This window comes from Achromobacter sp. MFA1 R4 (genome assembly GCF_900156745.1).
Lineage (GTDB): Bacteria > Pseudomonadota > Gammaproteobacteria > Burkholderiales > Burkholderiaceae_B > Achromobacter.
In genome coordinates, this window is sequence record NZ_LT707065.1 from 5,634,413 (window position 1) to 5,660,320 (window position 25,908).

Below are 25,908 nucleotides of genomic sequence, written 5' to 3' on the forward strand. Positions count from 1 at the left end.
GCTCGATGCCGCGAGCCGAAGGAGGGGCACTTTAAGGATGACGCCTTGCAATCTGCTTTCACGGCCCACGGCGCGTCCTTCGGGAAAACCAGCAGCCCGGCAAAGGGCTGTTCGCACGGCTGAACAGCCCTGCGCAACGCTTAACAGCCGATGTTCACTTTTGTGAACAACACGGGCGAGATTCGCCCCTGAAAAGGCAGTTGGCACGGTTATTTCCCGCGCGCGTGGCGCTTTCCATTTCTTGCAAATCCCGCGCCCGGCGGGCCAAGGCATAATCGCGTCTTTGTGGTTTTGAACGCGCCGCCATGCTACGTCTGCCCCTCACCGTGCGTATTCCCCTTGCGGTGTCGCTGCTGTTCCTGGTGATTTCCGCCGCGCTCATTTCCTTGGCGCTGCATGGCGTGTCCCGGCAGTTCGACAGGCAGGTCCGCGATCTGGGACAGGTATACCTGGATGGATTGTCGGCCGCGATCCTGCCGGCGGTGCGCGCCCGGGACGAGGCGCAGATGATCGACGTGCTCAACCGGGCGCTGGACACGCATCTGGGCGTGATCGACCGCACGCTTGCCGTCGTCACCCCGGACCACCGCATGGTCGCGCACGTGGCACGCTATCCCGAGGTGGAACCGATTCCGCTGGCCTTGTTGACGGCCCCCTCCGGCACGCTCGTCAGCCTGCGATCCGCGGGGGTGTGGACCTGGCGCCCGCTGGATGACGAACGGCCAGCGCTGGGCCTGCTGGTGGCCAATCTCGATGTCAGCGACTTTCTGCGGCAGCGCGAGGCGCTGGCCTGGGAGCTGGGCCTGGTGGGATTGGCGATCAGCCTGATCGGGGCTGGACTGTGTTTTGGCATGGCGCGGCGCCTTCAGCGCCCGATCATTTCGCTGACCGACGCGCTGCGCGCCGGGCCGGACGATCGCATGCGCCCGATGCGGCTGACAACGTCCGACCCCGAAATCGCGGAATTGCTGTCGGCATACAACTGGATGGCCGAAAGCGTGCTGCAACGCGAGGCGCTCACCGAACGCAATGCGCGCATCGAGCGCGAGGCCCTGTTGGGGCGGATGTCGGCGGCGCTTGCCCACGAAGTCCGCAATCCGCTGGGCGGCCTGCGAACCGCCGTGCAGACGCTGCGGCAGTTCGGCGAGCGCGGCGACGTGCGCGCCGAATCGCTGGACTTCATCGAGCGCGGCGTTGAAGCCTTGCAGACCGTGGTGGACGCCAGCCTGCGCACCTTTCGCCCGGGCGCCGCCTTGTTGCGCGAAGCAGATATCGCGGATATCCGCTTGATGGCGGGAGCCCAGGCCGATCGCGGCGGCGTGCGCGTCGAACTGCATTGCGAGGGCCTGGGCGACCGGCACCTGGCGCTTCCGGCCGGCGCCGTCCGGCAGATGCTGCTCAATCTGGTGCTCAACGCGATCCAGGCCTCGCCGCCGGGCGCGCTGGTGCGGGTCGTTGCGCGTGCGCGCGCCGATGCGCTGATACTGCACGTGGCCGATGCGGGCAGCGGCTTGCCGGCGGCCGCGGAACGGGCATTGACCGGCGGGCAGACCGATGGCGACGGGATGGGATTGGGTATCGTGGCGGATCTGATCAAAGCCACGCAGGGGCGCCTGCGCGTCACGCGCATGGCAATCGGCACGTGCATCACCGTGCGCCTGCCCTTCGGTGTACAGGAAGAAGCGCGTTGAACGACATACAGGTATTGCTGATCGAAGACGACGAACTGCTGGGCGGCGCGTTGCTGCAGCGCTTGCGGCTTGAAGGCATTTCCACGCAGTGGGTGCAGAGCTGCGGGCAGGCCGTCGAACTGTTTCGCCGGACGCGCCTGCGGCCGGCATTCCTGCTGGCCGATATCCGGCTTCCGGATGGCTCGGGCGAAGATCTGTATCGACGCCTGATTCCGCACCTGGCCAGCACGACCGTGGTGTTCGCGACGGCCTATGGCGACATCGCCCAGGCCGTCCGCCTGGTCTCGGCGGGCGCGAACGACTACTTGACCAAGCCTTACGACACCGACGCGCTGGTGGCGCGTATCCGGTCCGTCATCGCCGCGCAGCCCGCCGGGCAGCACGACGTGGTGCTTGAAAACCCCTACGCGCTCAACGACGAGACCCATGCGCTGGCGCAGGCGCTTGAACGGCTTGCCGCCAGCACCCTGCCGGTGCTGCTCGAAGGCGAGACCGGCTCGGGCAAAGACCGCGCCGCCCGTTATCTGCACGCGCGCTCGCCCTACCGTGACGGGCCGTTCGTCGCGGTCAATTGCGCGACGCTGGCGACGGACCTTGTGGAGAGCCTGCTGTTCGGCCACCTGAAAGGGGCATTCAGCGGCGCCAGCGCGGCGCGCGAGGGCTTGTTTTCGCAAGCAGCCGGCGGCACGCTGTATCTGGACGAAGTGGCGGAACTGACGCCCCGGGCGCAGGCCGCGCTATTGGGCGTGCTGGAAAACGGCCAGTACCGCCCGCTGGGCGACAGCACCGCGCGCCAGACGCATTGCCGGGTATTGGCCAGCACGTGCACGGATTTGCAGGCCGCGATGGCGCAAGGCAGTTTTCGGGCGGACCTGTTCTACCGGCTGGCCGTGGCCAGACTCGCGACGCCGCCGCTGCGGCATCGCCCCGGTGCATTGCCCGTCCTGGCGCGGGCCATCCTGGCCGAGCAATCCGCCACGCAGGCGTCGCTGTCGTCCGACGCCCTCCAGGCCCTGCAGAAGTACGCCTGGCCCGGCAACGTGCGGGAGTTGAAGAATCGTATTGCGCGCGCCGTCGTCATGGCGGACGGCGCCCTGCTGCAAGGCAGCGACCTCTTCCCCGAACAGAAGCTCGTCGACAAGCCGGACCTGGCGGCCACCCGGCTCGACGCCGAACAGCGCGCCATCCAGCAAGCCATTTCCGAATCCGGCGGCCATATGGGCCAGGCGGCCAGGCTGCTTGGCATTTCGCGCACAACGTTGTGGAAGAAGCTGAAAACAGGCCGCAACGAGTCCGGAGCGGATTGACCGGCCGCAGGCTCGGGGGCCCGTCTCCACGCCGCCGCCACGGCACCGCGCCAGTCGACGCCGCCGGGGCGCCGCACCGCCGACGCCGCTGCCAACTGCGCTACCTATTCCGCCGCCGATTTCGCCGCCCGTTTCCCCGCCGATTCCTCCGCCGCCCTCCCCGCGCTTTCCGCCTGCGCGCACAGCCAATCCGCGACCGCCGTCACGGGCCCGGAGGGCGTCCGCTCTCCGGACATGGCCAGACGATACGTGTGCCCGTCGATCTCGGGCCCGAACGGCCGCACCAGGTGGCCCGCCTTCAGTTCCTCATCGACCAGCGCCAGACTGACCAACGCAATCCCGTGTCCCGCCACGGCCGCCTGGATCGCATGCCCTTCGTCCGAAAAGCGTAGCTGGCCGCCCAGCGGCGGCGGTTGCCGTCCGGCGACGGCGAACCAACGTTCCCAGGTGGGATTCTCTGGCTGAGCACGCTTCCAGTCGAAGCGTATCAACGGCACGCGGCCCAGATCATCGGGCGAGACCACCCCCAGGCGCGGATTGGCCACGGGCGCAAAGCGGTCGGTGAACAGCGTCCGGGTCACCAGCCCGGGATACGGCCCCCGCCCGTAGCGGATGGCAATATCGACCGTGGCCGAACGCAGATCGGCAAGGTCGTCGCTGGCCTGCAACTGCAAGTCGATGTCAGGATGCCGCCGCCGGAAGTCCGCCATGCGCGGCACCAGCCACTTCACGGTGAAGGCATTGGTCGCGGAAATGCTGACCTGCGCGCGCGTGCGCCGCTGCGTCAGCCGCGCCAGCGTGGCCTCGAAGGTATCGAAGCCGTCGCGCAGCACCGGGTACAGCTGCGCCCCTGCCTCGGTGAGCGTCACCTTGCGTACCTGGCGATCGAACAGGACCAGGCCCGTGCCGGCCTCCAGGGCGCGGATCTGGTGGCTGACCGCGGTGGGCGTGACGGCCAGCTCCTCGGCCGCGGCCTTGAAGCTGCCCAGGCGGGCAGCCGCCTCGAACGCGCGCAGCGCGGAAAGCGGGAGGGATCGTCGTTGCATGGCGGGCGTCTCTTATAGATGAGTTTTTCTCGTCTTATAGCTGACAAACGAACCTTTGTCACGCGTCCCTGGCCCTCATACATTGACGACATCGGCCGACACTTTGCCCTCACTACGCCACCCCACTCCACCCCGTCCCCGGCCGGACATAGATGAAGGAATTCGCACCATGCTCAAACAGATCATCACCCAGCCCGACAACTATGCCCCCTTCCTGCTGTCGCAGGGCATCCAGTTCGGCAACCTGCTCTTCATCTCCGGCCAGGCAGGCGCCGGCGACAACGGCAAGATCGTCGACGGCGGCTTTGCGGCCCAGGGCGAGCAGGCCTTCCTGAACCTGCAGCGCGCCTTGCAAGCGGGCGGCTCCAGCCTGAAGGACGTCATCAAAGTCACCATCTTCGTGACCGACATGGGGCACTTCGACGACGTGGTCGCGCTGCGGCGGCGCTTCTTTTCGGCGCCCTACCCGGCCGACACCATCGCGGAAATCAAGGCGCTGTACGATCCCGCCGCGATGATCGAGATCGAAGCGATTGCCGCCATCCCGCAGGAGGGCCGCTGACATGGGCACGCCCGCCAATCGTCCGGAAAGCGCCGCGCCCGGGCCCCACGCCGGCCTGTTCGAGCCGCTGCAGGTGGGCGGACTGCGCCTGCCCAACCGCCTTGCCGTCGCGCCCATGACGCGGGTCAGCGCCACCGCGCACGGCCACGCCACCGCGCAGATGGCCGACTACTATGCGGCCTTCGCCGCGGGCGGATTCGGCCTGGTGATCACCGAAGGCATCTACACGGACCAGGCCCATGCGCAGGGCTACCTTTACCAGCCCGGCCTGGCCGACGACGCCCAGCGCGAGGCATGGCGGCCCGTGGTCGAGCGCGTGCAGGCGCAAGGCGGGCGCATCGTCGCGCAGCTCATGCATGCGGGCGCGTTGTCGCAGGGCAATCCCTACCGCAGCACCAACAAGGCCCCATCGGCCGTGATGCCGGCCGGACAGCAGATGACGTTCTACCGAGGCGCGGGCCCCTATCCGATGCCCGAGCCGATGACCCGCGACGACATCGCCCGGGCGGTCGAAGGATTCGCGCAAGCCGCGCGCCGGGCGCAGGCGGCCGGATTCGACGGCGTCGAGATCCACGGCGCCAACGGGTATCTGCTGGACCAGTTCCTCACCGCGCACACCAATCTGCGCGATGACGACTATGGAGGCAGTCTGGACAACCGGCTGCGCCTGACCGTGGAGGTGATCCAGGCGGTCCGGCCATCGACCACCGGCCGCTTCGCCGTCGGCGTGCGCGTCTCGCAAGGCAAGGTCAACGACTTCACGCACAAGTGGCAAGGCGGCGCGAACGAGGCAGCACGAATCTTCGGCACGCTCGGCCGTCAGCCGATCGATTACCTGCATACGACCGAATTCGAGGCCTGGCGGCCCGCCTTCGGCGAAGACGGTCCCAGTCTCGCGGCGCTGGCGCGCGGGCACGTCGCGGTGCCGGTGTTGGCCAACGGTTCGCTGCATGATCCGGCGCAGGCCGCGGGCATGCTGGCCAGGCAGGAGGCGGACTTCGTATCGCTGGGCCGCGGCGCGCTCACGCATGCAGACTGGCCGGACAGGCTGCGCGCCGGTGCGCGGCTTGAGGCTTTCGACCGCGGGCTGCTTGCGCCGATCGCCGACCTGGCCAATGCGGCCCGCCGGCGGGCGGCGCATCAGGCGGGTTGCCGCGAGGCCTGAAGCAGCCACGCCCCGATGGCGGTGATCGCGGCGTCGCCGTGCGGCATGCCCATCACTTGCAGTCCCAGCGGCAAGCCATCGACGGCCATCAAGGGGACGTTGATCGCCGGTGCTCCCAGCAGCGACGACGCGCAGGCGAAGGAGACGTCGCCGGTGGGGTATTTGCTGTCGCGGATATCCGCCGCGACCGGCGCCGCGCCGCACGCGTTCAGGCTCACCAGCGCGTCGCATTGCGTGGCCAGGGCCGCCAGGCGCTGGCGGGCGTGTTCGCGCAGCAACAGGCATTCGCGGTAATCCGCCAGGGTCATGCCGCGACCGCTCTCAAGCTGCCGCACCAGGCTGGGCCCGAGCGTGTCGGGATGGTTGTCGACAAGGTTGGCCAGCGACCAGCGTTGCTCCCAGGAGATGAGCCTGAGCGACAGGGGCGCGGCCTGCGCGATGGCGCGTTCCAGCGCCTCGACCAGCGGCGAGTCGCCGCGCCGGATGATCGACACGCCCTGGCGGGACAGGTCGTCGAGGCAGGCCTCGAACGCCTGGCGGGCGTTCGGCTCGGCGCGTTCCCAGCCCTCGGTTTCCAGCGCGACCAGGCGGGCGGGCTTGCGGGCGGCGGGCGGATGCAGCGGTCCATACAGCCCCGGATGGCCAGGATCGCCCCCGGCGCGCAGGGCAATTTCCGCGGCCGCCGTCCACATGTCCTCGACGCTATTGGCATGGATGCCGATATGGGCCTGGCTCAGTCCCAGCCGCTCGCCGCGGTTGAGGGCGCCGAACGTCGGCTTCAAGGCCCAATTGGCGTTGAAGCTGGCCGGTCGCAGGACGGAGCCCACGAGTTGCGAACCGATGGCCATGGGCACCATGTTGGCGCCCACGACGGCGGCCGAGCCGCTGGAGGATCCGCCCGGCGTGCGCAGGGGATCGAACGCATTGGTCGTCGGACCGGGATCCAAAAACCCCAGCGCCGTGGTGACGGTCTTGCCCAGGACGATCGCGCCGGCGTCGCGCAGGGCGCGCACCACGGCGCTGTCATTCTTGGGGAAGTTGCCGTCAAAGGCGGCGCAGCCCATCTGCGTGGGCATGTCGCGCGTTTCGATCAGGTCCTTGATGCCGACCGGCATGCCGTCGATGGCCGACAGCGGGCGCCCGTCGCGATAGCGCTGGGCGCTGGCGTCGGCGGCCGCGCGCGCGCCGGCTTCATTCAGGACGACCCAGCCCTTGAGCTCGCCCTCCCGCCTGCCGATCACGTCCAGGCAGCGTTCCAGGTAGTCCCGCGGCGTGTCGCGGCGTTCGGCAAAGCGGGCGCGCGCGTCATGGAAAGTCAGGGCGGCGCGGGTGCGTGGGTCGTAGGTCAAGGCGTGGCTCCGGTGGGCTTGTTCAGTCATTCACTGCTTTTGATGCCGAGGGTCCGAATCAAGCCGCTCCATCGGGCATATTCGGCGCGGAAGAACGTGTCGAAGTCCGAGGGCGAGCCGGTCTGCACCTGCAGATTGATCCCCTTCAAGCGTTCGCGGATCGCCGGCTCGGCCAGGACGTCGTTCAGGTCACGGTTGATTTTCAGCGCAAGATCGTCGGGCAGTCCGGCCGGCGCGAAGAGCCCATACCAGGCCTCCAGCCGCAGTTCAGGCAGGCCGGCCTCGGCGGCGGCGGGCACGGCGGGCAAGGCTTCCAGGCGCTGCGGCGAAGCCACGGCGTAGGCCTTGAGCTTGCCGCCCTTCACATGGTTGATGACATTGCCCGAGGCGAACTGCACCAGCAGGTCGACCTCGCCGCCGATGGCCGCCATCGAGGCCTCCAGCGCGCCGCGGTAAGGCACGTGCATCACATCCACGCCGGCCTCGCGCTTGAAAATCTCGGTGAACAGCTGCAGCGATGACCCCGCCCCATTCGAGGCGTAGGTGTATTGGCCGGGATTGGCGCGAAAACGCGCGATCAGTGCGGGCAGGCCGGGATCGTCGATGCCCGGTCGCGTCAGCACCAGCACGGGCAGGCTGCCGATCTTGCCGATACGCGCCAGGCCATTTTCGACATCCAGCCTGACATTGGGATTCAGGGCGGGCAGCGTGGCCAGCTCATTGAAGGTCAACATCAAGGTGTAGCCGTCGGGCTTGGCCCGGGCCACGTAGTCGGAACCGATGAGCGTGCCCGCACCCGGCTTGTTTTCCACCACGACGGCCTGCCCCCAGCGCTCCGCGAGCCGGGGGCCGATCAGGCGGGCAAGGATGTCGGCGGTTCCGCCGGGCGTGGTCGGCACCACGATGCTGACGGGGCGCTGCGGATAGTCGGCCGCAAAAGCGGGTCCGGCCAGCGCCGCGGCGCCGCAGAAGGCGGCAATTCCAATCCGTCGAGCCAACGTTCTGAACATGGATTTCCCCTTATGGCTGTTCTTGGCCGCGAAGTCGAGCGGCCGTGCCATCTTGGGCGCTTGCGCGGCGGGGTTCAAACGACTTTATCTATGGCACACTTAACTTTTTGTTAACTGAACCACCGACATGACCGCCCTGCCCCCGCTCAATGCGCTGCGCTGTTTCGAGGTCGTGGGCCGCTTGGGCAGCATCACCGGCGCGGCCGAGGAACTCAGCGTGACGCCCGCCGCCGTCAGCCGCCAGGTCCGCCTGCTTGAAGAACACCTGGGGCTGAAGTTGTTTCTGCGCCAGCACCGCCGCATCGTGCTCACCGCCATGGGCGCGGGGTATCACGCCGATATTGCGCGCTGGTTCGGGGGGCTGCAGCGCGCGACGTCGGAACTGGGCGAGCGGTCGCGCCGCCGGCAGTTCGTCATCAAGGCGCCCCACAGCGTCGCCATGCGCTGGCTGCTGCCGCGCCTGTCCGGGTTTCACCGCCAGTACCCCGACATCGACGTCAAGCTCCATACCTCGGTCGATCCGCCGGATTTCGAGCGCGAGGAAGTCGATGCCGGCATCTGCATGGGCAATGGGCACTGGCGCGGGTTGATCAGCCACAAGCTGATGGTCAACGAGCTGCTGCCGGTCTGCGTCCCCGACAAATGCGCGCGGCTGCGCACGCCCGCTGACCTGAAGGGCGAGATCCTGCTGCATACGCTGGCGCGGCCCGACTACTGGGAGATCTGGCTGCGGGCGGCCGGCCTGACGCAGATCGACGTCTCGCGCGGTTTGCGCTACGAGTCGTCGGCCCTGGCCTACGAGGCCGCGCTCGAAGGCTATGGCGTGGCCATCGCGCAAAAGCCCCTGGTGCAGAAGGAGCTGGATGAAGGCCGCCTGGTCGCGCCGTTCGATCTGACGGTGGACCTGGGCGCCCAGAGCTATTACTTTGTACTGCCGCCGGAGGATTACCGGCGGCCCTCGCCCGAGCTGACGCAGTTTCGCGCCTGGGCGGCGTCCTGCGCGGTGTAGCGCCGCGCGTCTTGCGCCAGGCGCTGGCGCGCCGGGCGCAGGGCCGTTAGTCTAGTGCCCACGCCCGTTGCTCAACCAAGGAGCCCGCGATGGCGACCCAAGCGCATTCCAGCGACACGGCGATCGACGAGATTGCCCCCCGCATCTACCGCATATCCACCCCGGTCCAGATCCCCGGCGCCGGCGGATTTTCCTTCAACCAATACCTCATCGACGACGATGCGCCGCTGCTGTTCCATACCGGCCTGCGCAAGCTGTTTCCCGTCGTCAGCGCCGCGGTCGCGCGGATCTTGCCCATCGATCAGTTGCGCTACATCGGCTTTTCGCATTTCGAGGCCGACGAGTGCGGCGCGCTCAATGCGTTTCTTGCCGTCGCGCCGCGCGCGGAACCGCTGTGCGGCCAGGTGGCGGCCATGGTCTCCGTGGGAGACTTCGCCGACAGACCGCCGCGCGCGCTGAAAGACGACGAGATGCTCTCGCTCGGTCAGCATTGCGTGCGCTGGCTGGATACGCCGCATCTGCCCCATGCGTGGGAATGCGGGTTTCTGATGGAGACCGCGACCGCCACGCTGCTCTGCGGCGACTTGTTCACCCAGGGCGGCGCGCACACCCCCGCGCTGACCGAAAGCGACATCCTCGGGCCGAGCGAGGCGTTCCGCCGCCAGATGGACTATTTCTCGCACACCAAGCATGCCCGCGCCATGCTGGAACGCCTGGCGGCCTTGCAGCCGGCCACGCTGGCCTGCATGCACGGCAGCGCGTGGCGCGGCGATGGCGGGGCCCTGTTGCGCGCGCTGGCCGACAGCGTCGAGCAAGACGAGGACCGGACCTGACGGCGCCCGGGCGGCCGGGACGGCCATGCGCGCCGTAGGCTACAGTGCGGGTGGCCCGGCAAGTCCGCGCCGCCCCATTCTTCAGGAGCAGTACGCAGTGAACGACACCCTCATGCCGGATAGCGGCATTTCCGATGCACCCAAGGAACAGCAAGCCACGCTCTGGCGCGACGACGGCTGGACGGCACGCATCATCAAGAACGAAGACGACGACGGCTGGGCGGTCGAGATGACCAAGGACGGCCAGGCCGAGCCCGCCCTCGTGGGTCCCTGGACCATGGGCCGCGACAAGAAGAACCCCAAGCCGCTCGACTCGCCGGCCTTCATCACGCTGGTCAAGACGGCCAATGAAGTCTTGCGCCGCCATGAACAGCAATTGCATGCCACGCTGCACAAGAGCGTGAAGATCGATACCGACGACGGCCGCCTGACCGTCAAGCTGGATATCGTTCCCGATGAAGACGAGCCCTATGCCGTGCTGAGCGCCTATGACGAATTCGGGGAATCGCTGGCCGAAATCCGCGTGCCGCCGACGTATAAGCTGACTGTGGATCGCGCGTCGGCGTGGGCGGCGGGCGGGTTCGGCAAGCAAGGCTGACAGGCGCGAACGCCGGCCCCTGGCCTACTGAGCCCAGACGCCGTCGTCCGCCTCATCCACTGCCCGCAGCAGCCGCCCCAGATGCCCGCTGCTGGAAAATCCCAGGTCTGCGCTGACCCTGGCGACCGGCTCGCCCAGCGCGAGACGCCGGCGCGCCGCCTGCGCCAGCACCAGGCGGCGCAAGGCGATGGGAGATCGGCCATAGGACTGGATGCAGGCGCGCTGCAGCGTGCGTGTCGTGGCGCCAAGGATGGCGGCCGAATCGGCAATCGCCGGCAACGGCTGGCCGGCCTCCAGGCGTTGACGCAGCAGCGCCATCCATTGGTGCGCCAGCGGCAGCGGCGGCTGCGCATGGGTCCGGGCCTGCAGCCTGTGACTGGCGTCGAGCTGGGTGATAAGCGCCGTCACCAGCGCGGGCAGCGCCGACGGCGACAGCGCCGGCATCCATAGCGCATCCAGCATCGCCTGCGCGGCGCCGTCCAGCTGCATCAGTCCGCCGGCGCGGCAGGCCCGCAGCAGTTCCGGGGCCAGATAGAGCTCCCCATGCTGCTGCGCCACGCTTTCGGACCGCGTGCTGTGTTCAACATGGGAAGGCAGCAACAGAGCGTGCCCCCTGACCAGCCGGCAGCGCTGGCGCGCGCCGGTCTCATCCCGCCAGGCGCTGTCCAGGGCGCCGGCGCGCGGCCATAGCAGCATGGCGCAGTCGTGCTCATGCCAATGAAAGGCGTAACGCGGCTGCCGGCTGGCGGCGAGCGCAAACCCTGTCTGGGCAATCAGGTCCTGTTTGGAGGAAAGCGGGACGGAACGCGGCATGAGGGCTTGCTGGGCGAAGGCGGGATCAGGCGAGGCAGCCAACGGCCGGATTGGCCGTCGAGCCAGTATCGGCGCGTGGCGCAATTCCCGCAAGCGCCCCATCGCGGCCGCGTTGCCCCTGTCGCGTGCGGGATCATCCGTTGTCGCGCCTCGGTTCGCCGGCATGCCGGCCCCTGCCTACGATCTGGATCGTTGAAACCAGACAAGGGGAAAAACCATGAACCGCGCACTACCCATCGCATTGCTGTCTGCCGCCGTGATGGCGTTGCCGGCCACCCGCGCCCTGGCCGAGTCCCAATGGCCGGACAAGCCGGTCACCCTGATCGTGCCCTTCCCGCCTGGAGGCGGCACGGACCTCGTGGTGCGCACGCTGCAGCCGGCGCTATCGCGCGCGTTGCACCAGACGGTGATCATCCAGAACACCGGCGGCGCGGGCGGAACGGTGGGGTCGGGCCAGGCGGCCCGCGCCAAGCCAGACGGCCATACCGCGCTCGCCGTGACGACCAGCACCACCGCGCTGGCCGCCAAGCTCTACAAGAACCTGCCGTACAACCCGGAAAAGGATTTCGACTACATCGGCTTCATCGGCACCTCGCCCTATGTCCTCGCGGTGCAGCCCGCGCTGAAGGCAACCACGGTCCCCGAAGTGGTCGACGCGCTGAAGGCGCGCCGCGTTGGCACGTATGCCTCGGTGGGCGCGGGCACGGTGTCGCATCTGCTGGGTGAAATGTTCAAGAAGGACAAGCAGCTGGACCTGACGCATGTGCCCTACCGCGGGGCGGCGCCCGCCTACACGGACCTGATCGGCGGCCAGGTCGACATCATGTTCGACAACCCCGTCGGCCTGGCTCCCTTCGTGCAAAGCGGCAAGCTGATCGCCGTGGCCACCACCCGCGCGACGCCCATTCTGCCGGGCGTCCCCACGTTCGCGGCACAGGGCATGCCGGCCTACACGCAGTCCCTCTGGTATGGACTGGCCTTTCCCAAGGGCACGCCGCCAGCCATCGTGCAGAAGATGAATCTTGCGCTGAACGCGGCGCTGCGGGATCCGGCCATTGCGGCGGACCTGGCCGCCAAGGGGGTCGATGTCCGTCCCGACACGCCCGAGGCCATGACCCGCACCGTTTCCCAAGACCTCGCTTTCTGGAGCGATCTCATCACCACGACCGGAGTCCAGTTTGACTGACCTACACCCCATCGGCCTGCCCGCCGAGCCCGCTGCCGGCGAAGCGGCGCTGCTGCGTGTCTTTGTCGATTCCACGCAGCCGCTGCAAGGCGGAAACCCCGTGCCGCTGGTGCTTGATGCGCGTGGCATGCAGGCAAGCGAGATGCAGGCCCTGGCCGCGCATTACGGCCACGAGTCTTCCTTTGTCTTTCCGGCCGGTCTGGATGACCACCTGTGCCGGCTTCGCTTCTTCGTCCCCGGCCACGAAATGGAAATGTGCGGCCACGCGACCGTCGGCACGCTCTGGGCGCTGCGCCAGTGGGGGCGGTGGACGACGCCGCATGCGCGCGTTCAGACCTTGAGCGGCAGCGTGGACATCGCGTGGGACGAGGCCGGCAACCGCGCCTGGGTCTCGCAACCCGCCGTCGCCACGTCGGCCATGACGCCCGCCCAATGCCGCGCGGTCGCCGCCGTGCTGCGCATTGATCCGGCGCTGCCGGGACTGCACATGATCAACGCCAGCACGAGCCGCGTGAAAACGCTGGTCAGGCTTCCGACCGTGGCGGCGCTGGACGCTTTGGCGCCCGACTTCGACGCCGTGCGCGACGTGTGCGAGGCCATCGGCTCGACCGGCCTGTACCCCTATGCGCTGACCGGGGACGGCGCCAGCGCGCGGCAGTTTCCCAAGGCGTCCGGCTACCCCGAGGACGCTGCCACCGGCATTGCGGCCGCGGCCTTGTGGGGCTACTTGAACGAAACCGGCAGCGTGCCGCCCGACCAGGTGTATACGGTTCGTCAGGGCGTGGCCATGGGCTCGCCGTCGGCGATCCAGCTGCGCCGGCGCGGCGACGCGCCCGGATGCTGGCTGAGCGGCGAAACGCAATGGATGGCTTGAACGGCCCCGACGCGGCAGCGTCGCGGCTGGCCGCGGCCGGCTGGCGTTTGCCCGCGCCGCCGGTCCCGCGCGGCGCCTATGCCCCCTATCATCTGGCGTCGTTGCACGGCGCCACGCTGGTCTGCGTGAGCGGCCAGGCCAGCCGCCGGGATGGCATGCCCATCGTCGGGGTCTGTCGGCCCGGTGCCGATCTGGCCATGGCGCGCACGGCTTGCGCGCAAGCGGCGCTGAGCGCATTGAGCGCGCTGCGCCTGGCGTGCGCGGGCGATTTGGGCCGGATCCGCGCCGTCCTGCAATTGCGCGGCTATCTGCGCAGCGAGGCGGATTTCGAAGAACACAGCGCGGTGCTGGACGGCGCGTCGCAAGTGCTGGAAGCGGCGTTTCCGCACATGCCGCGTCCGGCCCGCAGCGCGATCGGCGTGACGAGCCTGCCGGGCCGTTGCTGGGCCGAAATCGAAATCAGCGCGCTGCTGGAGGATTGCACGCTGCCAAGGGGAGCGGGCGCCGCCAAGGAGTAAGCTACGCCGCTTCGCATCCCCCTCTGATCCCTCTTGCACCATGCGCGGCAATCCCGACGCCAGGCAAGGCGCCATCGCTTTGCACGGGTTTTACTTTCTGTACTACGGCCTGCAGGGCGTGAGCATCCCGTTCCTGCCTTTGTGGTTCGCCAGCCGGGGCCTGGACCCGGCGCTGATCGGGCTGATCGTCGCCACGTCGTTCCTGCCCAAGATTCTGTCGACGCCGGTGGTGGCCCACGTGGCGGACCAGACCGGCCGCGCGCATGGGCTGATTGCGTCGGCGCTGGCGGCATCGCTGATTCTCTTCATCTGCTATCCGTTCAGCCAGACGCCGGCCTGCCTGCTGGCGGTGACGCTGCTCTTGAACGCCGTGTTCCCGGCCGTGCTGCCGCTGATGGACCGCATGGCGATCGCCAGTGGGCGCGGACAGGGCAATTCCTATACGGTGATGCGCGCGTGCGGGTCGCTGGGGTTTGCGACGGTGACGGTGGCGGGCGGGTATCTGATCAAGACGTTCGATGCGGATTGGGTGATGTGGCTGTCGATCCTGCTGATCGTGGCTTGCCTGGCCTGCGTGCGCTTCTTGCCGCACGCGGCGCGACCGGCGGGTGCGGAGCTTCGGGCTGACACGTCCCGGGCTGATGCGGCGGGGGCCGGCCGCGTCAGGTTTCCGATGCGGGAGGTGCTGCGCGATCGCCCCCTTCTGATGTGCATCGCGGCGACGTCGCTGGTGCAGGCGAGCAATGGGTTTCTGTATTCCTATTCGACGCTTCATTGGACGGCGAACGGGCTGTCCACGGCGCAGATTTCCCTGTTGTGGGTGGTGGGGGTGACGAGCGAGGTGGTGTTCTTTTTCCTGGCGCCGCGCATCCTGGCGCGCACGGGAGCCCAATGGCTGATCCTGACGTCGGCCATCATGACCGCCATTCGCTGGGCCGGGCTGTCCGCGTCGACGGACCTTGCCGTCATCGGCGGACTGCAGGTGCTGCAGTGCTTCACGCTGGCCGGCAACAACGCCGCGATCATGTGGTACATCACGCGCCACGTCCCGGCCGCGTGCAAGACCTCTGCCATTGCCCTGTACGCCCTGCTTTCCGGCGGCGTGTTCATGTTCGCCAGTATCCAGTTGGGCGGTGCGGTGTATCGCAGCTATGCGCCGGGAGGGTTTCTTGTCATGGCGGTGTGTGCGGTGGGGGCGGTGCCGTTGGTGGTGTATTCGGATCGGTTGCGGCGGGGGTTGGGGGGGTGATGGGGGGTATCTCTATCGTGATTATTTTTGCTACTACTGTGATTTTTCTTGCGAGTGTAGGTGGGGGCTTGCGGGCTTTTGAGTTCTTTTGACGCCCGGCGCGGCGTGGGCCTGGGGCGGGCGGGGCTCCGGTTGCGGTCCGGAGCCTTCGCTCCGGACTACCCCGTGCTCATCCTCGTTGCCGCCTCCGGCGGCTGCCTTCGGATTCCGCCGGGCGCACCTAAACGCCCCGCCCACCCCAGGCCCACGCCACACCGGGCTATTGTGGTTTCAGCTTTGCGGGCGCTGGGACGGGTGGGGTTCTTTAGGTTCTTGCCTGCGATGGTTGGGTGTTGGAGCGTCTTGCGGGGCCCGCCCCCGGCCGGCCGCGCGGGCGGCCTTTGGGGGCTTACGCGGGGTCTTGCGTCGTTGCTATGACGCTTCGCGTGTGGCTGTACTGTATCTGGGTTTTTGTTGAGGCTGGCACTCCCCTGCCATCAGCAAGCTCCTCGTGGTCAGCGCGCAAGCGCCCCCGCCTCGGCGACCGCGGCGTCGGGCGACCTACGAAGATCTGATGCAACGGCCCCGAACAAGCAGACCTACGAAGAACTCCAATAGCCGAAAAAAAGGCCTCGCACCAGCAAGGCCTTCAACTTCAATCAGCAGCACCCGATCCGTTTCTTCCCCCCGTACCGCGCCTCCTGGCGCTCCCGGAAGAAATCCTCGTAGCTCATCGGCTCCTGGTCAGGATGCGTGCGGCGCATGTGTTCCACATACGTCTCGTAGTCCGGCACGCCGACCATCAACCGGAGCGTCTGCCCCAGATACCGGCCGGCGGCGCCGGCTGCCGAAGTCATGTTGCTGAACAGCATGCGGCCTCTCCTGGTGGGCGATCAGTCGGCGCCTGCAGCGGCGGCTGCGGGCAGCGTCTCGTACGGCGTCTCGCGCGACGTCGGCTTGTTTTCGTCGCGGGCGCGTTGCACGGACTTCAGGCCGAACACCACGATGCTGACAACCACAAAGATGAAGATCGCGCACAGGCCGGCGTTGATGTAGTCGTTCATCACGACACGCGACATCTCGCCCAGCGATTTGGCCGGCGCCAGCACCTTGCCTTCGGCGATCGCCGCGTTGTACTTGTCGGCGTGGGCCAGGAAGCTCACGCGCGGGTCCGAATGGAACAGCTTCTGCAGGCCGGCGGTCAGCGTGCACGCCAGCAGCCACAGGGTCGGCAGCACCGTCACCCAGGCGTAGCGGTCGCGCTTCATCTTGAACAGGACCACCGTGCCCAGCGTCAGCGCAATCGCGGCCAGCATCTGGTTGGCGATGCCAAAGAGCGGCCACAGCGTGTTGATGCCGCCCAGCGGATCGACCACGCCCTGATACAGGAAGTAGCCCCACGCCGCCACGCACAGGCCGGTGGCGATCAGGTTGGCGGGCAGCGAGTCCGTGCGCTTCAGCGACGGGGCGAAGGTGCCCAGCAGGTCCTGCAGCATGAAGCGGCCCGCGCGGGTGCCGGCGTCGACGGCGGTCAGGATGAAGAGCGCCTCGAACAGGATGGCGAAGTGGTACCAGAACGCCATCATGCCCGGGCCGCCCATCGCCTGGTGCAGGATGTGGGCCATGCCCACGGCCAGCGTCGGCGCGCCGCCGGCGCGCGAGATGATGGTGCTCTCGCCCACGTCCTTGGCGGTCTGGACCAGATCCGCCGGGGTGATGACAAAGCCCCAGCTCGACACCACCTGGGCCACCTGGTCCGGCGTCGTGCCGATCACGGCGGCCGGGCTGTTCATGGCGTAGTAGATGCCGGGCTCGATAACGCAGGCGGCCACCAGCGCCATGATGGCGACGAACGATTCCATCAGCATGCCGCCGTAACCGATGTAGCGGGCCTGGGTTTCGTTTTCGATCAGCTTGGGCGTGGTGCCCGAGGAGATCAGCGCATGAAAGCCCGACACCGCGCCGCAGGCGATGGTGATGAAGAGGAACGGGAACAGGTTGCCCGACCACACCGGCCCGGAGCCGTCGACGAATTGCGTCAGCGCGGGCATCTTCAGCTCGGGCGCCACGACCACGATGCCGATCGCCAGGCCCACGATGGTGCCGATCTTCAGGAAGGTCGACAGGTAGTCGCGCGGCGCCAGCAGCAGCCACACGGGCAGCACGGAGGCGATGAAGCCGTAGACGATCAGGATCCAGGTCAGGCCCTTGCCGTCGAAGTCGAACATCGGGCCGATGACCGGGTGCGCGGCCACGTCCTGGCCGAAGGTGATGGCCGCCATCAGGCCCAGGAAGCCGATGACGGACACTTCGCCGATCTTGCCCGGACGGATGTAGCGCAGGTACACGCCCATGAAGAGCGCGATGGGAATGGTGGCGGCCACCGTGAACGTGCCCCACGGCGAATGCGTCAGCGCCTTCACGACGATCAGCGCCAGCACGGCCAGGATGATGACCATGATCATGAACGCGCCGAACAGCGCGATCACGCCCGGGATCTTGCCCAGTTCCGACTTGACCAGGTCGCCCAGCGAGCGGCCGTCGCGGCGGGTGGAGATGAAGAGGATGGTGAAGTCCTGCACGGCGCCGGCGAACACCACGCCGGCCAGGATCCACAGCATGCCCGGCAGATAGCCCATCTGCGCGGCCAGCACCGGGCCGACGAGCGGACCGGCGCCGGCGATGGCGGCGAAATGGTGGCCGAACAGCACGTGCTTGTTGGTGGGCACGTAGTCCAGGCCGTCGTTGTACTTCCAGGCCGGCGTCATGCGCGTGGGGTCCAGCTGGAAGACCTTGCGCGCGATGAACCGGCTGTAGTAGCGGTAGGCGATGAGATAGACGCAGACGGCGGCGATCACCACCCATAGCGCATTGATGGTCTCCCCTCTGGCCAGCGCCACGGTGCCCAGCGCGAACGCGCCCAGTACCGCAACCGCCAGCCAGACCAGGTGCTGACCCAGTCCCTTACTGCTGGTATGCATAAGTGCTCCTCTTGCCTCCCGCCATGCTCTTGGCGTGAAACGCTTTTTTCGTCCCGCGGAAGGCAGACTCATTGTTGTGGGGTGGCGGACGCGCACGTCCGCACTGCGTCCCGTCGACGCGGGCGCCAGTATTCCGCCGCGGCGCCACCCCAACAAGCGCGGAACTACGCAAGCCGGCTACGTGTTACTACGCCGTGCGGCGCAGCAAAATTTCGTGGAAAACGTAAAATCCCACGGGAATTTCCGCGTTTCCTCCCGGCGCTCCGTCCCTGACGCGCCGCAGCAATCCCAGCCCGCGCTGATACAAATCCTTATGAAGCTGCGCCTCAAAATCCTGCTGCTCGCGGCGGTCCCCCTGCTGGCGGCCGTCGCCGCCATCACGGTCGCTGTGTACGTGCAGGGACTGCAGCTTGCGCAGCGCGAAAAACAGGTGGTCGAAACCGCCTGGCTTGCCAGCAAGGAAGGCGAGCTGCGCCACTACGTGAACCTGGCCTACAGCGCCATCGCGCCGCTGCAGGCGTCGGGCGACGACGAGGCCACTCGCCAGCGGGCGCTGGACCTGCTGGCGCAGATGGAGTTCGGCCACGACGGCTATTTCTTCGTCTACGACCTGCACGGCCGCAACCTGATGCATCCGCGCCAGCCGGAACTGGTCGGCCAGGACCTCTGGAATCTGCGCGACACGAAGGGTCAGGCCGTCATCCAGAACCTGCTGACGGCCGCGCGCCGCGGCGGCCAACAGGGCGAAGTGGTGCATTACCTGTGGGAAAAGCCCTCCACCCACCGCACCGTCGAGAAGCTGGGCTACGTGGTGGTGCTGGAGCGCTGGGGCTGGATGCTGGGCACCGGCATCTACCTGGACGACGTGGAGCAGGCCCTGGTGCGCATCGACGCCGCCGCGCAGGCCAACATCCGCGACATGTTCGCCTGGGTGGCGGGCATCGCCGCCGTGTCCATCCTGGGCGTGGCGGCCTGCGGCCTGGCCCTCAATATCAGCGACCACCGCCAGTCCGACGCCAAGCTGCGCCTGATGGCCCGGCAGGTGGTGCGTTCGCAGGAAGACGAGCGCGCCCGCCTGTCGCGCGAGTTGCATGACGGGATCAGCCAGGTGCTGGTGTCCGTCAAGCTGTCGCTCGAAGCCGCGCGCGAACGGTTGCGCCAGGCGCATTCGGACAATCCGCGCGCGCTCGCGCACATCGACACGCCGCTGGGCGGCGCCCTGGACCGCCTGAACACGGCGGTGGGCGAGGTCCGGCGCATTTCGCACAACCTGCGCCCCACCCTGCTGGACGACCTGGGCCTGCCCGCCGCGCTGGAACACCTGGGCCGGGAATTCGCCATCCGCGCCGAGGACGGCGCGCCGCCGCTGGCGGTGGCGCTGCGCACCACGGGGCAGCCCGTCAAGCTGCCCGATGCCTACGCCACCGCGCTGTTCCGCGTGACCCAGGAGGCGCTGACCAACGTCCTGCGCCACGCCGGCGCGACCCGCGCCGACCTGACGCTGGCCTATTCCGCGCGCGATCTGCGCCTGACCATCAGCGACGACGGCCGCGGCTTCGACGACGCCGAGGTGCAGCAGGACCCGCAGCGCGGCATCGGCCTGCGCAATATGCGCGAACGCATGAACGCGCTGGCCGGCACCCTGACCTTCCATTCCACCGCCCAAGGCACGACCTTGCAGGCGTGGCTACCGCTGCCGCCCGCCGGCGCCCCTCTTGCGAATCCCCAAGCATGACCGACCTGCCCGACACCGTCCGCCTCCTGCTGATCGACGATCACCCCCTGGTGCGCGACGGCCTGCGCCTGCGCCTGGAAACGGTGCCGCAGTTGCGGGTCGTGGGCGAAGCCGGCAACGCCGCCGCGGCCCAGGCCTTTCTGGCTGCCTGCCTGGCCGAGGATCCCCTGGGCGGCACGCTGCCGCACCTGGCGCTCATGGACCTGAACATGCCGGGGGTCGGCGGGCTTGAGCTGACCGAGCTGCTGCATGAGCGCTATCCCCAGATCGCGGTCCTGGTGCTGTCCATGCACGACAATCCGGAATACATGGTGCAGGCCGTAAAGGCCGGCGCGCGCGGCTACCTGCTCAAGGATGAACCGGCGCAGGAAATCATCACCGCCATCGAGGCGGTCATGGCCGGCCGCAGCTACTTCAGCGCGGCGGCGGCAGTCCGGCTGTCGCAGGCGAGCGCCCTGGCGACCCTGCTGACCCACCGCGAACGCGACGTGCTGCGCCACATTGCCGACGGCCACGCCAACAAGCAGATCGCCCATCTGCTGGGATTGTCGGTGCGCACGGTGGAAACGCACCGCCTGAACATCAAGCGCAAGCTGAGCATCGACGGCCAGGCCGAACTTATCAAATACGCGGTCGAAAATCGCGGGGTCTGAATGCCGGCAATACCCCCACATGCCGCCGGACCGCCCGCAGACTGCCTGCCCCGCTGAGGTAGACTTGCGTTCACCGACGCATCACCACTCGCCACAATACGCATCACCCGCGCCAAAGGGCGCGCGCAGCCAGGAGTTCCCCATGTCATTGGAAAAGCATTACACCGCCATTCTTGAAGCACTAGGGGAAGATCCGTCCCGCGAAGGGCTGGCCGATACGCCCGCGCGCGCCGCCAAGGCCATGCGCCACCTGTGCCGCGGCTACGGCCAGGACCTGGACGAAATCGTCAACGGCGCCCTGTTCACGTCCGACACGCGCGAGATCGTGCTGGTCAAGAACATCGAGCTGTACTCGCTGTGCGAGCACCACATGCTGCCCTTCATCGGCAAGGCGCACGTCGCCTATCTGCCGGCCGGCAAGGTGCTGGGCCTGTCCAAGGTGGCCCGCATCGTCGAGATGTACGCCCGCCGCCTGCAGATCCAGGAGAACCTCAGCCGCCAGGTCGCCGAGGCGATCCAAAGCGTCACCGGCGCGGCCGGCGTGGCGGTGGTCATCGAAGCGCAGCACATGTGCATGATGATGCGCGGCGTCGAAAAGCAGAATTCCTCCATGGTCACTTCGGTGATGCTGGGCGAATTCCACGACAACCCCTCCACCCGCGCCGAATTCCTCAGCCTGATCCGCTGATGGGTAGCGGTGCCTGACACCGTCCCTCATCCTTTTGGCGCATATCGCGGGCCCGCCCGCTGCGACGACGATGCCGTTTCCGGCGTCGCCGGCGCGGCAGGCGGGCCCGGCCGTTTTGGGCTCCTGCGTTTCAGGCTTGGTTAAGGCCTGCGCTTTTGGCTCCTACTGATCCGGACATCTGGCCCTAGCGTTCTGGTCCCATCCGGGCAAACTGGAACCAGCAAGCCGGTCGCGCCGGGGCGCGGCCGTTCTCTCCCGGAGATCTCCATGAACGCGATATACCGCCTGATACGCCGCTGCACCCTGGCCGGCCTGGCCGCCGCGCTGACCGCCGCGCCAGCTTATGCGCAGACCAAGCTCGTGGTCGGCTACCAGCTCATCGTAGGGCCTTTCCTGTCCGCGATCGCGGATGGCAGTTTCGACAAGGCGGTCAAAGAGGCCGGCTACCAGGTGGACTGGCGCCAGTTCACGTCCGGCGGCGACATCTCCACCGCCCTCGCCTCCGGCAACGTGCCGGTCGGCGTGCTGGGTTCGACCGGCATCACGTCAGGCGTGACGCGCGGCGTGGACATGCAGCTTTTCTGGATCCTGGACAACATCGGCAAATCCGAGGCGCTGGTGGCGCGCAACGGGTCCGGCATCAACAGCACCGCCGACCTGAAGGGCAAGCGTGTCGCCACGCCCTTCGTGTCCACCTCGCACTTTCACCTGCTGGTCGGGCTGGAGCAGGTCTGGAAGGTGCCGCCCCGCGACGTGCGCATCCTGAACATGCAGCCGCCGCAGATCGTGGCCGCCTGGACGCGCGGCGACATCGACGCCGCCTACGTCTGGCCGCCCGCCCTGACCGAGATCGCCAAGACCGGCAAGATCATCGCCGACTCCGAGCAGATCGGCGCCGCCAGCGTGCCCACCTTCGACGGCATCGTGGTCGACAAGGCCTGGGCGCAGAAGCACCCGAAGTTCATGGCCGCCTTTACCGGCGTGCTGGCCAAGTCCTATGCCGACTATCGCGCCAATGGCGCCAAGTGGACGGCGGATTCCCCGCAGGTCAAGGGTATCGTGAAGCTGATCGGCGGCAAGCCGGAAGACATCGTCGAGGCGCTGGGCCTGCTGGTCTTCCCGACCGTGGAGGAACAGGCCTCCACCACCTGGCTGGGCGGCGGCAAGGATTCGGGCGCCGCGCGCGCCTTCGCGGCCAGCGCCAAGTTCCTGAAGGACCAGAAGCAGATCGACAAGGCGCTGGACGATTACAGCCCCTTCGTCACGGACCAGTACGCGAAAGCGGCCGCCGGCAAGTAGGGCCACGCGCTTGCGGCGTCCCACAGATCAGGGGGAACGGCATGACCATGCAGTCCACAACCGCCGCGCAGCGCCTGTGCGCGCAAGGCGTCGGCGTCACCTATCCCGGCCTGCACGACAGCGGCCCGGTCATCGCGCTGCACGACGTCAACCTGACCATCCAGCCGGGCGAGTTCGTCGTCGCGCTGGGCGCGTCGGGCTGCGGCAAGACCACGCTGCTCAGCCTGCTGGCCGGCTTTCTGTCCCCCACCGAAGGCGAGATCACGCTGGGCGGCAAGCCCATCGTCGGTCCGGGCGCCGACCGCGGCGTCGTGTTCCAGAAGCATGCGCTGCTGCCCTGGCTGAACGTGCTGGAGAACACGGAATTCGGGCTCAAGCTGCAAGGCGTGGACAAGGCGACGCGGCGCGCCCGCGCCCGCCGCAACCTGGAGCTGGTGGGCCTGCAGGACTTCCACCGCCACATGATCTACCAGTTGTCGGGCGGCATGCAGCAGCGCGTGGGGATCGCGCGCGCGCTGACCTGCGACCCGGCCATGCTGCTGATGGACGAGCCCATGGCCGCGCTGGACGCGCTGACCCGGGAGACCATCCAGGAGCTGCTGCTGGACATCTGGCGGCAGACCGACAAGATGTTTTTCTTCATCACCCACAGCGTGGAAGAAGCCCTCTTCCTGGGTTCCCGGCTGATCGTCATGTCGCCGCGCCCGGGCCGGATCACGCACACGTTCGAGCCGGCCTTCAACCGGCGCTACCTGGAGACCCGCGATGGCCGTGGCATCAAATCCAGTCCCGACTTCATCGCCATGCGCGAACAAGTCCTCGGCATCATCTACGGGGACGAGCGCGCCGCCGCCCCGCACGCCTTCCATGCCTGAGCGCCGCCCCGGCCACACGCCCGCGGCGCCCGGCAAGGTCTACGGGGCGCCGGGCGCGGGCTATAGCGGCCACATCAGCCTGCTCACCAGCCTGGCGCTGATCGCGCTGTGGTTCCTGGTCACCAGCGCCGGCTGGGTGCGGCCGCTGTTCCTGCCCTCGCCCATCGCCGTGTACGACAAGTTCGTCTTCGCCATGACCGAGGGCGTGGCCAATTCCACGCTGACCGAGCACGCACTTGCCAGCCTGGGCCGCGTGTTCGGCGCGTTCTTCCTGGCCTGCGTCACGGCCATCCCCGTCGGCATCCTGATGGGCGTGAACCGGTACGCACGCGGCGTCTTCGACCCGCCGATCGAGTTCTACCGCCCGCTGCCGCCGCTGGCCTATCTGCCGCTCATCATCATCTGGTTCGGCATCGGCGAGTTCCCGAAGATCCTGCTGATCTACCTGGCGATCTTCGCGCCCATGGCGATCGCCGCGCGCGCGGGCGTGCGCTCGGTGTCCATCGAACAGATACACGCCGCCTACGCCATGGGCGGCACCAGCCGCCAGATCGTCTGGCACGTGATCCTGAAGGCGGCCATGCCGGAAATCTTCACGGGCATGCGCATCGGCATCGGGGTGGGCTGGACCACGCTGGTCGCCGCCGAGATGGTTGCGGCGGACCGGGGCCTGGGCTTCATGGTGCTGAACGCCGCCCAGTTCCTGGCCAGCGACACCGTCATCATGGGCATCATCGTGATCGGGCTCTTCGCGTTCGCCTTCGATCTGCTGGTGCGCTACCTGGAACGCTTCGCCATCCCGTGGAAGGGGCGCGTCTGACCGGGCAATCCCGCATTCCTTCCCCCATCCGGCTCCTTTATCCTGAGGCAGGAACACCGGGCGCGGCAGCGCGCGTCCATTCGTGCCGCAGTCACAAGGAGCCATCCATGTCCAGCCAGGCCTCGATGCTCAAGCCTGTGTTGTGGGAACGCCTGTTCGAAAAAGCCAGCGCGCCCAACCTCAGCCTGCAGGGGCGCGTGCGCCAGATGCTGGTGTCGGCCATCCTCAGCGGCCATCTGCCGCCCGGCATGCCGGTGCCTTCCAGCCGCTATCTGGCCGACCAGCTTCGCATCGCGCGCAACACCGTCGTGTTCGCCTACCAGCAGCTCGTGTGCGAAGGCTACCTGGTGTCGCGCGAGCGCAGCGGCCACTTCGTCAGCGACAGCGTCATGCAGGGCCATTCGGGCCCGGCCGCCGAAGCCGCCGCGCCCGCGCAAGCCGGCGAATCCTGCGGCGTGCGGTGGGACGAGCGCCTGCGTTTCCGGCCCTCGCGCCAGCGCAACATCACCAAGCCGCGCGACTGGCAGAAGCAGCCCTACCCCTTCGTCTACGGCCAGTTCGACCAGGACCTCTTTCCCACCGCCGAATGGCGCGAATGCTGCATCAAGGCCCTGTCGGTGCTGGACATCCGGAGCTGGGCGCCCGACCTCATCACGCATGACGACCCCGCGCTGATCGAACAGATCCGCACGCAGGTGCTGCCGCGCCGCGGCGTCTGGGCCGATGCCGAAGAAATCGTCATCACCGTGGGCGCGCAGCACGCGCTCTACCTGCTGGCCGACCTGCTGGTGAACGAGGACACGGTGGTCGGCATGGAAGATCCGGGCTACCCGGACGCGCGCAACATCTTTGCCAGCCACACGCGCCACCTGCTGCCCCTGCCGGTGGACGAACAGGGCCTGCGCACCGGCACGCAACTGCTGGGCTGCGACTACCTCTTCGTGACGCCGGGGCACCAGTGCCCCACCACCGTCACGCTGTCCATGGAACGCCGCGCCGCCCTGCTGGCGCTGGCGCGGCAGGCCGACAGCCTGGTCATCGAGGATGATTTCGAAAGCGAAAGCCGCTGGGGCGAAGGCGCGATTCCCGCGCTGAAAAGCCTGGACCGCGACGGCCGCGTCATCTACGTGGGCAGCCTGGCCAAATCCTTCGCGCCCGGGCTGCGCATCGGCTACATCGTCGCGCCGCGCGAGCTGGCCGCCGAACTGCGCGCGCTGCGCCGCCTGATGCTGCGCCATCCCTCGGCCTACATCCAGCGCGCGTTCTCGCTGTTCATCTCGCTGGGACACCACCATTCGCTGCTGCGCCGCCAGTCGCAGGCCTACCAGAAGCGCGGCACCGTGCTGGCGCAGGCCCTGGCCCGGCACCTGCCGGATTTCAAGGTCATTCCCATCACCGGATCGTCCTCGTGCTGGCTGCAGGGCCCGGCATGGCTCGACGCCGTCGCCTTGTCCGACGCGGCGCTGGCCGAAGGCGTCGTCGTCGAGCCGGGCGACGTGTTCTTCATGGACGGCGCGAACGCGCCCCGCAATTTCCTGCGCGTGGGCTTCACGTCCATCCGTCCGGAACACATCGAGCCCGGCATCGCGCGGCTGGCCAGGGTGGTGGACGGCCAGCGCCGCGCCGCGCAAGACCTGGCCGCCTGTCCGACCGGCTGAAGAACGCTGG

The 25,908-nt window shown here is 68.0% G+C and carries 24 protein-coding genes; 18 read left to right on the forward strand and 6 right to left on the reverse strand.

What is annotated here, in order from left to right; translation table 11 throughout:
• The first annotated feature begins 305 nt into the window (after nucleotides 1–305).
• Nucleotides 306–1,691 carry a HAMP domain-containing sensor histidine kinase gene (locus BXA00_RS25795; RefSeq protein WP_076521216.1) on the forward strand — a complete coding sequence of 462 codons (1,386 nt, stop codon included), beginning with the start codon at nucleotides 306–308 and terminating at the stop codon, nucleotides 1,689–1,691.
• A complete protein-coding gene (locus tag BXA00_RS25800; RefSeq protein WP_076521217.1) occupies nucleotides 1,688–2,998 on the forward strand; it encodes a sigma-54 dependent transcriptional regulator in 1,311 nt (436 codons plus the stop codon). Before BXA00_RS25795 ends, BXA00_RS25800 begins: the two co-directional genes overlap by 4 nt.
• 104 nt (nucleotides 2,999–3,102) lie before the next feature.
• Here the strand turns inward: BXA00_RS25800 and BXA00_RS25805 are convergent, their stop codons facing one another.
• Complete coding sequence (locus BXA00_RS25805; protein ID WP_076521218.1) at nucleotides 3,103–4,044, reverse strand: LysR substrate-binding domain-containing protein; 942 nt, start codon at nucleotides 4,042–4,044, stop codon at nucleotides 3,103–3,105.
• A gap of 169 nt (nucleotides 4,045–4,213) precedes the next feature.
• Here BXA00_RS25805 and BXA00_RS25810 point away from each other — a divergent pair, with 169 nt between their 5' ends.
• Both BXA00_RS25810 and BXA00_RS25815 read left to right on the forward strand, forming a co-directional pair.
• Nucleotides 4,214–4,606, forward strand: a complete 393-nt coding sequence (locus BXA00_RS25810) for a RidA family protein (RefSeq protein ID WP_076521219.1) — start codon at nucleotides 4,214–4,216, stop codon at nucleotides 4,604–4,606.
• Nucleotide 4,607: 1 nt separating this feature from the next.
• Nucleotides 4,608–5,771, forward strand: coding sequence for an NADH:flavin oxidoreductase (locus tag BXA00_RS25815; RefSeq protein ID WP_076521220.1), 1,164 nt, complete (start codon nucleotides 4,608–4,610; stop codon nucleotides 5,769–5,771).
• Here BXA00_RS25815 and BXA00_RS25820 read toward each other — a convergent pair.
• The gene (locus BXA00_RS25820) at nucleotides 5,747–7,120 is read right to left on the reverse strand and encodes an amidase (protein ID WP_076521221.1); all 1,374 of its coding nucleotides are present in this window, start codon (nucleotides 7,118–7,120) and stop codon (nucleotides 5,747–5,749) included. The two genes, BXA00_RS25815 and BXA00_RS25820, sit on opposite strands and share 25 nt — an antisense overlap.
• Before the next feature lie 26 nt (nucleotides 7,121–7,146).
• The gene (locus tag BXA00_RS25825) at nucleotides 7,147–8,130 is read right to left on the reverse strand and encodes a tripartite tricarboxylate transporter substrate binding protein (protein ID WP_083714487.1); all 984 of its coding nucleotides are present in this window, start codon (nucleotides 8,128–8,130) and stop codon (nucleotides 7,147–7,149) included.
• Nucleotides 8,131–8,257: 127 nt separating this feature from the next.
• Here BXA00_RS25825 and gcvA point away from each other — a divergent pair, with 127 nt between their 5' ends.
• The 3 genes from gcvA (at nucleotide 8,258) to BXA00_RS25840 (ending at nucleotide 10,570) form a co-directional block, all read left to right on the forward strand.
• Nucleotides 8,258–9,139, forward strand: coding sequence for a transcriptional regulator GcvA (gcvA, locus tag BXA00_RS25830; RefSeq protein ID WP_076521222.1), 882 nt, complete (start codon nucleotides 8,258–8,260; stop codon nucleotides 9,137–9,139).
• An 89-nt stretch (nucleotides 9,140–9,228) separates the two neighbouring features.
• Entirely contained in the window at nucleotides 9,229–9,972 is a 744-nt protein-coding gene (locus BXA00_RS25835; protein WP_076521223.1) for an MBL fold metallo-hydrolase, read from the forward strand.
• A 97-nt stretch (nucleotides 9,973–10,069) separates the two neighbouring features.
• Nucleotides 10,070–10,570 carry a hypothetical protein gene (locus BXA00_RS25840; RefSeq protein ID WP_076521224.1) on the forward strand — a complete coding sequence of 167 codons (501 nt, stop codon included), beginning with the start codon at nucleotides 10,070–10,072 and terminating at the stop codon, nucleotides 10,568–10,570.
• A 24-nt stretch (nucleotides 10,571–10,594) separates the two neighbouring features.
• Here the strand turns inward: BXA00_RS25840 and BXA00_RS25845 are convergent, their stop codons facing one another.
• Nucleotides 10,595–11,383, reverse strand: a complete 789-nt coding sequence (locus BXA00_RS25845) for a helix-turn-helix transcriptional regulator (protein WP_076521225.1) — start codon at nucleotides 11,381–11,383, stop codon at nucleotides 10,595–10,597.
• Nucleotides 11,384–11,600: 217 nt separating this feature from the next.
• On the opposite strand from BXA00_RS25845, the gene BXA00_RS25850 reads away from it, so the two are divergent.
• The 4 genes from BXA00_RS25850 to BXA00_RS25865 are packed head-to-tail and all read left to right on the forward strand — an operon-like array spanning nucleotide 11,601 to nucleotide 15,210.
• Nucleotides 11,601–12,569 carry a tripartite tricarboxylate transporter substrate binding protein gene (locus tag BXA00_RS25850; RefSeq protein WP_076521226.1) on the forward strand — a complete coding sequence of 323 codons (969 nt, stop codon included), beginning with the start codon at nucleotides 11,601–11,603 and terminating at the stop codon, nucleotides 12,567–12,569.
• Nucleotides 12,562–13,443 (forward strand): PhzF family phenazine biosynthesis protein, encoded by an 882-nt coding sequence (locus BXA00_RS25855; protein ID WP_076521227.1) that lies wholly within the window; start codon nucleotides 12,562–12,564, stop codon nucleotides 13,441–13,443. The genes BXA00_RS25850 and BXA00_RS25855 overlap by 8 nt, the downstream gene beginning before the upstream one ends.
• A complete protein-coding gene (locus BXA00_RS25860; protein WP_076521228.1) occupies nucleotides 13,431–13,961 on the forward strand; it encodes a RidA family protein in 531 nt (176 codons plus the stop codon). The genes BXA00_RS25855 and BXA00_RS25860 overlap by 13 nt, the downstream gene beginning before the upstream one ends.
• Nucleotides 13,962–14,001: 40 nt before the next feature.
• Nucleotides 14,002–15,210: an MFS transporter gene (locus BXA00_RS25865; protein WP_076521229.1), complete on the forward strand. Its 1,209-nt coding sequence runs from the start codon at nucleotides 14,002–14,004 to the stop codon at nucleotides 15,208–15,210.
• 638 nt (nucleotides 15,211–15,848) lie between these two features.
• Here BXA00_RS25865 and BXA00_RS25870 read toward each other — a convergent pair.
• Both BXA00_RS25870 and BXA00_RS25875 read right to left on the reverse strand, forming a co-directional pair.
• Complete coding sequence (locus tag BXA00_RS25870; protein ID WP_085945451.1) at nucleotides 15,849–16,061, reverse strand: YbdD/YjiX family protein; 213 nt, start codon at nucleotides 16,059–16,061, stop codon at nucleotides 15,849–15,851.
• Between the two features lie 21 nt (nucleotides 16,062–16,082).
• Complete coding sequence (locus tag BXA00_RS25875) at nucleotides 16,083–18,170, reverse strand: carbon starvation CstA family protein (RefSeq protein WP_076521230.1); 2,088 nt, start codon at nucleotides 18,168–18,170, stop codon at nucleotides 16,083–16,085.
• Nucleotides 18,171–18,483: 313 nt separating this feature from the next.
• Here BXA00_RS25875 and BXA00_RS25880 point away from each other — a divergent pair, with 313 nt between their 5' ends.
• The 7 genes from BXA00_RS25880 (at nucleotide 18,484) to BXA00_RS25910 (ending at nucleotide 25,898) form a co-directional block, all read left to right on the forward strand.
• The gene (locus BXA00_RS25880) at nucleotides 18,484–19,905 is read left to right on the forward strand and encodes a cache domain-containing protein (RefSeq protein WP_076521231.1); all 1,422 of its coding nucleotides are present in this window, start codon (nucleotides 18,484–18,486) and stop codon (nucleotides 19,903–19,905) included.
• The gene (locus BXA00_RS25885; protein WP_076521232.1) at nucleotides 19,902–20,558 is read left to right on the forward strand and encodes a response regulator transcription factor; all 657 of its coding nucleotides are present in this window, start codon (nucleotides 19,902–19,904) and stop codon (nucleotides 20,556–20,558) included. The genes BXA00_RS25880 and BXA00_RS25885 overlap by 4 nt, the downstream gene beginning before the upstream one ends.
• A 142-nt stretch (nucleotides 20,559–20,700) precedes the next feature.
• Nucleotides 20,701–21,246 (forward strand): GTP cyclohydrolase I FolE, encoded by a 546-nt coding sequence (folE, locus tag BXA00_RS25890; protein WP_076521233.1) that lies wholly within the window; start codon nucleotides 20,701–20,703, stop codon nucleotides 21,244–21,246.
• 267 nt (nucleotides 21,247–21,513) lie between these two features.
• Nucleotides 21,514–22,545: a taurine ABC transporter substrate-binding protein gene (gene tauA / locus BXA00_RS25895; protein ID WP_076521234.1), complete on the forward strand. Its 1,032-nt coding sequence runs from the start codon at nucleotides 21,514–21,516 to the stop codon at nucleotides 22,543–22,545.
• 41 nt (nucleotides 22,546–22,586) lie between these two features.
• Entirely contained in the window at nucleotides 22,587–23,420 is an 834-nt protein-coding gene (locus BXA00_RS25900) for a taurine ABC transporter ATP-binding protein (RefSeq protein ID WP_156902871.1), read from the forward strand.
• Nucleotides 23,413–24,240 carry an ABC transporter permease subunit gene (locus BXA00_RS25905; RefSeq protein WP_076521235.1) on the forward strand — a complete coding sequence of 276 codons (828 nt, stop codon included), beginning with the start codon at nucleotides 23,413–23,415 and terminating at the stop codon, nucleotides 24,238–24,240. Before BXA00_RS25900 ends, BXA00_RS25905 begins: the two co-directional genes overlap by 8 nt.
• Nucleotides 24,241–24,347: 107 nt before the next feature.
• Nucleotides 24,348–25,898 (forward strand): PLP-dependent aminotransferase family protein, encoded by a 1,551-nt coding sequence (locus tag BXA00_RS25910; RefSeq protein ID WP_076521236.1) that lies wholly within the window; start codon nucleotides 24,348–24,350, stop codon nucleotides 25,896–25,898.
• Nucleotides 25,899–25,908 lie beyond the last annotated feature (10 nt).

Coding starts and splice junctions, on each gene's coding strand:
- BXA00_RS25795 (WP_076521216.1), top strand. CDS start 306: ATGCTACGTCTGCCCCTCACCGTGCGTATTCCCCTTGCGGTGTCGCTG.
- BXA00_RS25900 (WP_156902871.1), top strand. CDS start 22,587: ATGACCATGCAGTCCACAACCGCCGCGCAGCGCCTGTGCGCGCAAGGC.
- gcvA (WP_076521222.1), top strand. CDS start 8,258: ATGACCGCCCTGCCCCCGCTCAATGCGCTGCGCTGTTTCGAGGTCGTG.
- BXA00_RS25910 (WP_076521236.1), top strand. CDS start 24,348: ATGTCCAGCCAGGCCTCGATGCTCAAGCCTGTGTTGTGGGAACGCCTG.
- BXA00_RS25880 (WP_076521231.1), top strand. CDS start 18,484: ATGAAGCTGCGCCTCAAAATCCTGCTGCTCGCGGCGGTCCCCCTGCTG.
- BXA00_RS25810 (WP_076521219.1), top strand. CDS start 4,214: ATGCTCAAACAGATCATCACCCAGCCCGACAACTATGCCCCCTTCCTG.
- BXA00_RS25825 (WP_083714487.1), bottom strand. CDS start 8,130: ATGTTCAGAACGTTGGCTCGACGGATTGGAATTGCCGCCTTCTGCGGC.
- BXA00_RS25905 (WP_076521235.1), top strand. CDS start 23,413: ATGCCTGAGCGCCGCCCCGGCCACACGCCCGCGGCGCCCGGCAAGGTC.
- BXA00_RS25885 (WP_076521232.1), top strand. CDS start 19,902: ATGACCGACCTGCCCGACACCGTCCGCCTCCTGCTGATCGACGATCAC.
- BXA00_RS25805 (WP_076521218.1), bottom strand. CDS start 4,044: ATGCAACGACGATCCCTCCCGCTTTCCGCGCTGCGCGCGTTCGAGGCG.
- BXA00_RS25865 (WP_076521229.1), top strand. CDS start 14,002: ATGCGCGGCAATCCCGACGCCAGGCAAGGCGCCATCGCTTTGCACGGG.
- BXA00_RS25875 (WP_076521230.1), bottom strand. CDS start 18,170: ATGCATACCAGCAGTAAGGGACTGGGTCAGCACCTGGTCTGGCTGGCG.
- BXA00_RS25845 (WP_076521225.1), bottom strand. CDS start 11,383: ATGCCGCGTTCCGTCCCGCTTTCCTCCAAACAGGACCTGATTGCCCAG.
- BXA00_RS25815 (WP_076521220.1), top strand. CDS start 4,608: ATGGGCACGCCCGCCAATCGTCCGGAAAGCGCCGCGCCCGGGCCCCAC.
- tauA (WP_076521234.1), top strand. CDS start 21,514: ATGAACGCGATATACCGCCTGATACGCCGCTGCACCCTGGCCGGCCTG.
- BXA00_RS25870 (WP_085945451.1), bottom strand. CDS start 16,061: ATGCTGTTCAGCAACATGACTTCGGCAGCCGGCGCCGCCGGCCGGTAT.
- folE (WP_076521233.1), top strand. CDS start 20,701: ATGTCATTGGAAAAGCATTACACCGCCATTCTTGAAGCACTAGGGGAA.
- BXA00_RS25850 (WP_076521226.1), top strand. CDS start 11,601: ATGAACCGCGCACTACCCATCGCATTGCTGTCTGCCGCCGTGATGGCG.
- BXA00_RS25835 (WP_076521223.1), top strand. CDS start 9,229: ATGGCGACCCAAGCGCATTCCAGCGACACGGCGATCGACGAGATTGCC.
- BXA00_RS25860 (WP_076521228.1), top strand. CDS start 13,431: ATGGATGGCTTGAACGGCCCCGACGCGGCAGCGTCGCGGCTGGCCGCG.